This window comes from Synechococcus sp. R55.3 (genome assembly GCF_047461975.1).
GTDB lineage: Bacteria > Cyanobacteriota > Cyanobacteriia > Thermostichales > Thermostichaceae > Thermostichus.
Map to the genome: position 1 here is coordinate 1 of NZ_JANSIG010000140.1, position 3473 is coordinate 3473.

Annotated in this window: 2 protein-coding genes; both read right to left on the bottom strand. The window is 62.1% G+C overall.

Annotation, left to right across the window (positions count from 1 at the left end; genetic code table 11):
- A partial coding sequence (locus tag NW849_RS14085; RefSeq protein ID WP_414358447.1) for an ATP-binding protein occupies nucleotides 1-1439 on the bottom strand: 1439 nt, incomplete at its 3' end.
- A gap of 243 nt (nucleotides 1440-1682) precedes the next feature.
- Nucleotides 1683-3125 (bottom strand): gamma-aminobutyraldehyde dehydrogenase, encoded by a 1443-nt coding sequence (locus NW849_RS14090; protein WP_414358449.1) that lies wholly within the window; start codon nucleotides 3123-3125, stop codon nucleotides 1683-1685.
- Nucleotides 3126-3473: the final 348 nt, after the last annotated feature.

Consider the following 3473-nt stretch of genomic DNA (forward strand, 5'->3'; position numbering starts at 1 on the left):
GAGCCGGAGGCATCCACCACAAAGATCACCAGGGCTCCGGCCTTGCGAACCAGCTTTTTGGCGCGGATATCGCTCGGTTCCACGACGACGGCGCGTCCCGGTTGTCGCTGGCGGCGGCTCTTCTGGTAGGGAGCAGCGGCTCGCAAGGTGGCATCGACGGCAATGCGGGGGTTGGATCCCTGGGGCAGGATGGGCTTGATGTAACGGCCCCGGTCGGCGCTGAACACCAGGCTGCGGGATCCCGTTTTCCCCTGTTGGTTGAGGGACTGGGCAAAGGCCAGCAGGCGCGGGTCGAGGGCAATGCGCTCCGGCTCGAAGAAAAACTCTTCCGGCAGACTCAGGTTTTCCGGTTGGGGATCCGTTTCCTCTCTATCTTCCCCATCCTTGTCGGGATCCGGCGGCGGGGGATCCGACTGTTGGGATGGTGGCGGGGGGGGAGGGGGGGGCTGGTCGGGGTCGTATTGGGCGCGGGGCAGCAGCACCAGTTGCACAGCCTGCTGCAGATCCTCGGCCAACAGGCGATCCCGTCCTTCCAGAGCTGCCAGGGCACAGGCGGCCCGTAGGGCAAACTGCTCTCCCCGATGGCCTTGGACATTGCCGCGGATGGCCTCTTGCACCAGGTAGTGGATCTGTTCCCGCTGGGGTTTGACCTGGGGCAGCCACTCTCGGGCCAGGACAATCTGGGTGCGGATTTCTTCCAGTTCTGCTTGGTGTTGTGCCAGAAAGGGTTCGGGGGCATCGCCGAATTGGCTGGCTCGCTGGGCAATCTCCCGCCGCTCCTCCAGGCTCAGATCCCGCTCCAGCGGCACCACCATGGCCATGCGATCCAGCAAGTGGGGGCGCAGGGATCCCTCCTCGGGGTTGTAGGTGGCCACCAGCAGGGGCCGACAGGGGTGTTGCAGGCTGATCCCTTCCCGCTCCAGGCGATTCACCCCATCGCCCACCACCGTCAGCAGCAGATCGGCAATTGAGTCATCCAGCAGGTTGATGTCGTCCACGTACAGCACACCCCGGTGGGCGGCAGCCAGCAGCCCCGGCTGAAAGACGGTTTCTCCCCGCTCCACCGAAGCTCCCACATCCACGGATCCCAGCAGCCGATCTTCGGTCACGCCCAGGGGAATCTGGACAAAGGGGGGCGATATCACTTGGGTGGGCGGCACCTCTCCGGCTGGGTAGCGAGCCTTGGCCCAGTCCGACCAGGTGTCCGGTCGCGCCGGATCGTCGTTGCAATAGGATCCCGCAATCACCTCGATGGGCGGTAGCAAGGCGTGGATCCCTCTGGCTAAAACCGACTTGGCCGTGCCACGCGGCCCCACCAGCACCACCCCCCCTAGGCTGGGATCCACCGCTGCCAACAGCAGAGCCAGCTTGGCCGCCTGCTGCCCCACCACAGCGGTGAGGGGAAAGGTACAAGGGGCGGATAGAGTTGCGGATCCCATGGGTAAAGCTTGGCGATCAAGATCCAATCGGGCCGATTCGCAGCGGACAGGGAGCTGCACACCCCAGTCTATCGCTTTAGGGAGTTCCCCGAGCGCTCCGCGCCGCTGACGCGACCACCCTAAATCCCTCTCCCAAGGGAGGTGGGCCGGAATCCAGGCCGCCAACGGCTTCACGGCGACTGGGAATGCTCCGGGTGGGCTACTGCCGTTTGGTGGTCATCTCTGCTCAAGATGGGCATTGCTTCAGCGGGTTGCAATCATCACGTGCTTGGTGATTTGGTAGTCGCGCACCGCCTCTGCCGAGAGATCTTTGCCAAATCCCGACTGCTTGAAGCCGCCATGGGGGGCCTCAGAGGCAATGGGAATATGGTCGTTGATCCAGACGGTGCCGAACTCTAGATCGGCGGCCAACTTCATCGCTCGTCCGATGTCCTGAGTCCACACAGAAGCCGCCAGCCCGTATAGGACGTCATTGCCCAGGCGTAGCGCTTCCGCTTCTTCACGAAACGAGCCGAGCGTGAGAACCGGCCCAAAAACCTCACTCTGTACGATCTCCGCCTTTTGATCAACATTGGCAATCACCGTGGGTTCATAGTAGTAGCCTTGGGCAAACTGGGAAGGGATCCGACCGCCGGTCAGCACCTTGGCTCCCTCTGCTTTGGCCCGCTCCACAAATCCCATCACCCGCTCCCGCTGGACTGCCGAGACCAAAGGCCCCATCTCCACCCCGGCCTCAAAGGGGGATCCCACCGTCACTTTGCGCATGGCCTCTACAATGGCCTCTTGTACCTGCGCCAGCTTGCTCTCTTGCACGTAGACGCGGGTGGCCGCCGTACAGTCTTGGCCGGTGTTGACGGTGGCAGCAAACGTGGCCTTGGCAGCAACGGTCTCTACGTCCGCATCCTCGAAGACGATAAACGGCGCTTTGCCCCCCAGTTCCAAATGCACCCGCTTCAGGGTCTCTGCTGCTGTCCGCATCACCTGCTTGCCGGTGGCGGTGGAGCCGGTAAGGCTGACCATTCGCACCTGCGGGTGCTCTACCAGGGCTTGGCCGGTAGCATTGCCCCCGGTAACGATGTTGACCACCCCTGGCGGGATCCCGGCCTCGGCGATCAGTTCTCCCAGCATCAGGGTGGTCAGGGGGGTGGCAGGAGCGGGCTTGAGCACCACCGTACAGCCGGCGGCCAGGGCGGGGCCGATCTTCCAGACGGCCATCATCAGCGGATAGTTCCAGGGGGTAATTTGAGCGCACACCCCCACCGGCTCTTTGCGAAAGAGGGAGGTGTAGCCCTTGGCATATTCCCCGGCGCTAAAGCCATGGATGTCGCGGGCGGCAGCGGCGAAGAAACGCAGATTATCCACCGCAAACGGCAAATCTCCCCCTAAGCTGAGGAACTCGTAGGGCTTGCCGGTGTTTTCCGATTCCACACGAGCCAGTTCTGGGGCACGAGCCTCGATCAGATCTGCCAATTTCCAGAGGGCCAGGGATCGCTCGCCGGGGGTAAGTTTCGACCAACGGCCATCGTAGAAAGCGGTCTGGGCAGCTTGCACCGCCCGATCCACATCGGCAGGGCTAGCATCCACCACCTCTGCCAGTTTCTCGCCGGTGGCCGGGTTCTCGATGGTCATCAACCCCCCCCCTTGGCTATCGACCCATTGGCCGTCGATCCAGAGTTTGTAGGCCATAGCGATGTCCTCAACAGCTTGGTGAAATGGCTCTCCCCATTGTGCCGAATCTTTTTGGCTCGGCTTGAATCATAAGCTTCAATGAACTACCCCACCGCATAGGCGGATGGGGTTTCTGATGCCCCATTCGCTTGACGGTGAAGTTTCTGTCTCTTCCTCTGCCCCAGTTGCTTCATAGCCCTGAGCATCAGGACTTTGAAGTAGTGCTGAGACATCCAAGACTCACGAGGCCGGTTCCCAACCCCGGTTGCTTGTTTATTGCAACATTGTGCATCACCATCACCGAGCCCCGATCCCTGGGGATTTCAAACCCACAACCAGAGCAGACATGATAGCGGTTGCTCAAGT